The organism is Marinobacter sp. UBA2498 (assembly GCF_002341575.1).
In the GTDB taxonomy this organism is placed as follows: Bacteria; Pseudomonadota; Gammaproteobacteria; order Pseudomonadales; family Oleiphilaceae; genus Marinobacter; species Marinobacter manganoxydans.
This window is the reverse complement of the sequence record NZ_DDOI01000064.1, coordinates 1-6,467: the sequence shown is the minus strand read 5'-3', so window position 1 is coordinate 6,467 and position 6,467 is coordinate 1. Positions and strand designations below refer to the sequence as shown.

At 57.3% G+C, this 6,467-nt stretch carries 5 protein-coding genes, 1 tRNA gene and 1 pseudogene (1 of these 7 running past the window's edge); 3 read left to right on the top strand and 4 right to left on the bottom strand.

Annotated features, from left to right (window positions below; translation table 11 throughout):
* The 3 genes and pseudogenes from tal to B2W52_RS08405 all read right to left on the bottom strand — a co-directional run.
* Positions 1–861, bottom strand: a pseudogene (tal, locus tag B2W52_RS08415) (transaldolase) (it extends 115 nt beyond the left edge of the window).
* Between the two features lie 127 nt (positions 862–988).
* Positions 989–2,023, bottom strand: coding sequence for a tRNA dihydrouridine(20/20a) synthase DusA (dusA, locus tag B2W52_RS08410; RefSeq protein WP_008175046.1), 1,035 nt, complete (start codon positions 2,021–2,023; stop codon positions 989–991).
* Positions 2,024–2,145: 122 nt separating this feature from the next.
* Entirely contained in the window at positions 2,146–2,517 is a 372-nt protein-coding gene (locus B2W52_RS08405) for a BLUF domain-containing protein (protein ID WP_241956169.1), read from the bottom strand.
* 170 nt (positions 2,518–2,687) lie between these two features.
* Here B2W52_RS08405 and B2W52_RS08400 point away from each other — a divergent pair, with 170 nt between their 5' ends.
* On the top strand, positions 2,688–3,602 hold the full coding sequence (locus B2W52_RS08400; RefSeq protein ID WP_008175044.1) for an AEC family transporter: 915 nt from the start codon (positions 2,688–2,690) through the stop codon (positions 3,600–3,602).
* Here B2W52_RS08400 and B2W52_RS08395 read toward each other — a convergent pair.
* The gene (locus tag B2W52_RS08395) at positions 3,579–4,577 is read right to left on the bottom strand and encodes a zinc ABC transporter substrate-binding protein (protein WP_053112417.1); all 999 of its coding nucleotides are present in this window, start codon (positions 4,575–4,577) and stop codon (positions 3,579–3,581) included. The genes B2W52_RS08400 and B2W52_RS08395 overlap by 24 nt on opposite strands.
* 187 nt (positions 4,578–4,764) lie before the next feature.
* On the opposite strand from B2W52_RS08395, the gene gltX reads away from it, so the two are divergent.
* Positions 4,765–6,249, top strand: coding sequence for a glutamate--tRNA ligase (gene gltX / locus B2W52_RS08390; protein ID WP_008175038.1), 1,485 nt, complete (start codon positions 4,765–4,767; stop codon positions 6,247–6,249).
* Positions 6,250–6,362: 113 nt separating this feature from the next.
* A tRNA-Ala gene (locus tag B2W52_RS08385) sits at positions 6,363–6,438 on the top strand.
* Positions 6,439–6,467: the final 29 nt, after the last annotated feature.

The following is a 6,467-nucleotide window of genomic DNA, read 5'->3' as shown; positions in this document are numbered from 1 at the left end:
CTTGGATTCCCAGCGGAACAGTTTCTCGTCGATGGTGCCAAACTGATCCGGTGAGCTGGCGGTGTCGGCGACCAGTCGACGCGGCAGATCGCCCAGGTCGTCCTGCAACTCCTGCAGCAGGGTAGGGCTTATGGTCAGGCGGTCACAGCCAGCCAGCATTTCAATTTCGCCGGTGTTCCGGAAACTGGCGCCCATCACCACCGTTTTAAAGCCGTTGGCCTTGTAGTAATTGTAGATACGGGATACCGAAAGCACCCCCGGATCCTCTGCAGCCGGGTAGCTGTCCCGGCCAGTGCTGGCCAGGTGCCAGTCCAGAATTCGACCAACAAAGGGCGAGATCAGGAATGCACCGGCCTGGGCACAGGCGGCGGCCTGAATGAAAGAAAACAGCAACGTCAGGTTGCAGTGAATGCCTTCTTTCTCCAGTTGCTCGGCCGCCCGGATGCCTTCCCAGGTAGAAGCAATCTTGATCAGTACGCGACTGGTGTCGACGCCCTGCTTGTCGTACAGCTCAACCAGGCGGCGGGCGCGCTCAAGCGTACCGGCGGTATCAAAGGACAAACGGGCATCCACCTCCGTCGAAACCACACCGGGAATCAGGTTCAGGATTTCTCGGCCGGCGAGTACGGCCAGCATATCAGTGGCCATGGTCAGCTGCTCGGCGTCTGAGCCGCCATGCCGCCGGGCTTCTGCCACAGCCTTGTCCAGCATCGGCCGGTAAGCGTCAGAAGCGGCAGCTTTGAGTAGCAGGGATGGATTAGTGGTGGCATCTTCCGGCCGCCACTTCGCAATGGCTTCGATATCGCCGGTATCCGCTACCACCGTGGTCATGGTCTTCAGTTGGTCGAGCTTGCTGGTCATTCGTCCTGTCGTCCCGGTTGATCTGTTATTGGTGCGCCCGAATCCCGGGCGCTGGCTATATGCCTACAATAACGGGCCGCTCTGACAGGAACAAGACAACAAAAGGTATGGTGGCAATTGCCTGCGATTAAGCTTCGGCAATCTCCGGCGCCGCCGGTTCACGAACCTTTTCCAGAGCGGTTTCGATCACTTCCAGGCCAGCACCGGATTTATGGGCGTTCTCGCTGATATAGCGACGGAACTGCCGACCGCCAGGTTGGCCGTGGAACAGGCCGAGAAGGTGCCTGGACATGTGAGTCAGGAATACGCCGCGCTCAAGTTCGCTCCCTATGAACGGAAGCATGGCCCGAAGTGCCTGATGCCGGGTTTCTACCGGCGCTGCCTCCCCGAAGAACTCCGGATCGACGCCTGCCAGCAGCCAGGGATTGTGGTACGCCTCCCGACCCAGCATCACGCCGTCGGTATGCCGGAGATGCTCGTGGCACTCATCGAAGGTCTTGATGCCGCCGTTGATGATGATTTCCAGGTGCGGGTATTTCGCTTTCAGCCGGTAGACCCAGTCGTATTTAAGCGGAGGGACTTCCCGGTTTTCCTTGGGGCTCAGGCCTTCAAGAATCGCGATCCGGGCGTGTACGATAAAGGTCCGGCAGCCAGCTTCCGACACTTTTTCCACGAATTCGCAGAGATCGTCCCAGGACTCCCGCCCATCAATACCGATTCGATGCTTCACGGTGACTGGCAGCTCGGTTGCTTCAATCATGGCGCGCACGCCCTCTGCCACCTTGTCCGGATGGCCCATCAGGCAGGCACCGATCATGTTGTTCTGAACACGATCGCTGGGGCAACCGACGTTCAGGTTAACCTCATCGAAGCCGTATTGCTGTGCCAGCCTGGCACAGTGGGCAAGTTCGCCGGCATCGCTGCCACCCAGCTGAAGGGCCAGTGGGTACTCGGCCTCATCGTGGCGCAGAAAGCGCGCGGTGTCGCCATGAATCAGTGCGCCGGTGGTGACCATCTCGGTGTAGAGCAGGGTATGCCGGCTAAGCTGGCGCGCCAGATAACGGTAGTGACTGGTGGTCCAGTCCATCATCGGGGCCACGCAGAAGCGGCGGGAGGGGCCGGAGTTGTGCAGCAGGGTGTCCTCAGATGGTATTCCAGACATTGCGATACCTGTTGTCGACGAAAAACGGGTGACGAAAAGAACTACGTTGAAACCAAGAGTCGTAGTTTAACAGGCATTGGTTTCCGATTTCCGTAAGGCTTTGGCGAAATCCATAACAGGCTTCAGGCTGCTCGTTTCAAATAGTTGCGGAGAAAATTGAAGTAGATTAGAGCGTCTCGAGTGGAGAACAGCTGGGGCTTGAATCCACCATAGAGTTTGTTGATGTAATTGCCCGGAACCTCGGGAAGCTTCGCCAGAGCCATTGCCCAATCGTCAAACTGGCGATGATCGATTTGCTCGTACTGAATCAGGCGAACATCCTGGTGGCGAGGATCGGCAGTGATGCCAAGGTAAAGTCTGTTGACAGCCTCTTCCTCACCTTCCAAAACCTGCATGAAATTGAACTGATCATAAGCCAGCAGGCCGGTGATGCCGTCCCGCTCGTTTCTTTTGATGGATTCCGCGAGGATGTCGTCTAAATCGGATTCCTGCAGATGCGAAGAAACGCTGCTGAAATAGATAAGCCTGCAAAGTCTGGGCTTCGATGCGTCGATAGCAAAAAACCTCCCTGAAGGAGAAGCACTCCTTCTGCTATGATCTCATGCTTGTTTAACTGTACTCCCATAAAACCCAAGTAAACAACCTTGCCCTGGAGTTTGAACGTATGCCCCTGATGGTGCAGGCTCTGCTGCCGGTATTTGTCCTGATCATGCTGGGGCATGTGTTCCGCCGCATTGACTTTCCGGGCGGCGATTTCTGGCCCCAGGCGGAGCGGTTTACCTACTACGTGCTGTTTCCGGCCATGTTGGTCTTCAAGCTGGGGCAGGCCAGGTTGCCGGCTTCCGCTTATGGTGACATTGCATTGCTCATTGGCGCCATGCTGATCGCGATGACGCTGATCCTGGCGATTGCCCAATGGTTCTGGCGCTGGTCCGGCCCGGTTTTTTCTTCGGTTTACCAGGGGGCTATCCGGTTCAATTCCTACGTGGGCCTGGCGGCTGGCGGCATGCTGCTCGGCGATCAGGGCCTGTCCCTCTCGGCGATCGCAGTTGCCATCATGGTGCCGTTGCTGAATCTGCTGTGCATACTGATGTTTTCACTGGTGGCCACGGAAGGGCCGGTGAGGCTGGTGCCAGTATTCAAGGCGATTGTGACCAATCCTCTTATAGTGGGCTCGGTGATTGGCGTGGTCTGGAGTTTCTTCGAAATCGGATTTCATCCGCTGATCGGCGGCATTCTCGAGCCGCTAAGCAATCTGGCGTTGCCGATGGGTTTGATGACGGTTGGCGCCGGGCTTCAGCTCAAGGCCCTCAGAGGCGCTTCACTGCCGTTTATTGTGTCATCGGCGCTGAAGTTGGTCGGATTTCCGCTGATGACTGCGGGGCTGGCCTCGTTGCTGGGTCTTGAGGGAATGATGGTTCAGGTGGTCGTGCTGTTGTCGGCGCTCCCCACGGCCACCTCTGCCTACATTCTGGCTCGACAGCTTGGTGGCGATGCCCCCCTGATGGCGGGCATCATCAGTGGTCAGACCTTGCTGGCCATCGTCACCATACCTTTAATGCTCAGTATTCTCTGGTAGGCACTTGAGCACCGCGTCGACAATGCTGTGCTGGAAGTTGTTGTAACCTTCTGGCGTTGCCGCGATGTCAGTGGCCAGAGGGTCCCAGGTGCTGAAGGTCACGTCCAGGCTCTCGGTGATCGAGCGCCACCACTGCCGGTTGAACTGCGGTTCGGTCAGGAGGCAGGGATGGTTTGCGTTGCGCAGTTTTTCCTGCACTTCCGCGATATGCCGGGCCCCTGGCGACAGCTCCGGGTTCAGTGTCAGAACGCCCTCGAGTTTCAGTTCATAGTGTTCGGCAAATCGGGTAAAGGCGTCGTGATAGGCGAACAGGCTGATTTCGTGCGCCGGTGCAAGGCGGTCCCGGATAGTGGCATCGGTTTCTCGAACGCTGGCTTTGAACTGCTCGAAATTCTCGTTTAACGCGCCAGCGTCAACACCTTTCAGTCCTGAGAGAGCATCCCGGATCGTCCCGGCCATTTCGATGGCCAGTTCGGGATCCAGCCAGATGTGCGGGTCTTCGCCGTCTCCGTGATCATGGCCGTGTCCGTGCCCCTCGTTGTGGTGTTCTTCCTCCTTGGCCTCCTCTTCGTGGGCATGGCCATGGTGATCGTCCGCGTGGTCGTCGTGCGCGTGTTCATCGTGGTTAACTTCCCCGGGTTCGTGCTCGGCATCCATGAGCGCGACCGTTCGACCGCTGAATTCCTGCCCTGCCAGAAGGCGATTAAGGAAGGTTTCCATGTCGGGCCCGACCCAGAAAATCACGTCGGCGTTTTCCAGGGCCCGGCGCTGGGATGGCTTCATGGTGTAATTGTGGGGGCTGGAGCCGGGCGGGACGAGACTCGTTGTCTGCATGTCTTCCGTGGCGATCGCACTGACGATCAGCTCAACCGGTTTGATGGAAGTAACAATGCGGGTCTCGGCCTGCAGGGCACTGTGAAACAAAAGGGTGCCGGCTCCGAGTGCAATAGAAAGTGCTTTTCCGGTAACGCGCATGATAAAAGAGATCCTGCGATGCTGATGTGTAATGTTATAATATAACAAACTCGGCCGGGGCCGGCAAAAGAAACTTCTTACTTAGTATTTCTGGTGTGCTCGTTAACTTCCTGATCATGCGAAACCTGCCGTTGGCCGGTATAATGCCCGCTTTATCAAACGGCCACCGATTTTTCAGGAAGGTTTCATGACTGTACGTACCCGAATTGCTCCGTCACCCACGGGAGACCCTCACGTTGGTACCGCCTACGTGGCCCTGTTCAACCTGTGCTTTGCCCGTCAGCACGGCGGCCAGTTTATCCTGCGTATCGAAGACACCGACCAGGCCCGCAGTACCGCAGAATCCGAGCAGGACATTCTCAAGGCGCTGCGCTGGCTCGGTCTGAACTGGGACGAAGGCCCCGACGTGGGTGGTCCTCACGGCCCCTATCGCCAGTCCGAGCGCAAGCACTCGTACCGGCAGTATGCCGAGGATCTGGTGACGGCCGGCCACGCATTTTATTGCTTCCGCACACCGGATGAGCTGGAAGCCATTCGGGAAGAACGCAAGGCCCAGGGCCTGAACCCGGGTATCAAGGGCGATCTGGAGCTGCCCGAGGACGAAGTGAAGCGCCGCCTCGATGCAGGTGAACCATACGTGATTCGTATGAAAGTGCCCGATGAGGGCGTCTGCGAGATCGACGACATGCTTCGGGGCACCATTGAGATCGACTGGGCTCAGGTGGACTGCCAGATTCTGCTCAAGTCCGATGGCATGCCCACTTATCACCTGGCGAATGTGGTTGATGATCACCTTATGGAAATCACCCACGTTCTGCGTGGTGAGGAGTGGATCAACTCGGCGCCCAAGCACAAGCTGCTGTATCAGTATTTTGGCTGGGATATGCCGGTGCTGTGTCACCTTCCGCTGCTGCGCAACCCGGACAAGAGCAAACTGTCCAAGCGCAAGAACCCGACCAGCATCAATTTCTATGAGCGCATGGGCTTTCTGCCGGAGGCCGTCACCAACTATCTGGGGCGCATGGGCTGGTCCATGCCGGACGAGCGGGAAAAGTTTACCCTGGATGAGATGATCGAGAACTTCGACATCCAGCGAGTTTCCCTTGGTGGTCCGGTGTTTGACGTGGAGAAGCTCCGATGGCTGAACGGCCAGTGGCTGCGCGAAGAGCTGACTGAAGAGCAGTTCATGGAGCGCATGCGCCAGTGGTGGTTCAATGAGGATGCCCTGCGTGCTCTGGTGCCCCACATCAAGGGCAGGGCAGAGGTGTTTTCGGATGTGGCGCCCATGGCCCAGTTCATGTTCTCCGGCATGCTCAACCTGAGGCCGGAAGACTTTGCCCACAACAAGCTGGAGGAAGCCCAGATCAAGCGGGTTCTTCAGTTCACGCTCTGGAAGCTTGAAGCGCAGCGACACTGGAGCAAGGAGACCATCTTCGCGGATATCAAGGCGTTGGCCAAAGCCATGGACCTGAAGATGGGTGACTTCATGTTCTCCATTTTTGTGGCGGTTGCTGGCACCCCGAATTCCTGGTCTGTCATGGATTCCATGGCGCTGCTGGGCCCGGACATGACCCGTTCAAGGCTTCGGCATGCCCTGGAAGTGATGGGTGGATTCTCCAAGAAGGAAACCAAGAAGGTGGAAAAGGAATACGCGGCTCTGGGTATTCATTAACCGCTTTGGTGAATTAATAAACGGCTTGAACAGGGATGTTCAGAAAACTGAAAAAAAGTGTGTTTCAGAGGTTGACGCCCATAGGGCGGATCCTTAATATACGCAGCCGTTGAGGGGCCATAGCTCAGCTGGGAGAGCGCAACACTGGCAGTGTTGAGGTCGGCGGTTCGATCCCGCCTGGCTCCACCAATTTCTAGTCCCCTTCGTCTAGTGGCCTA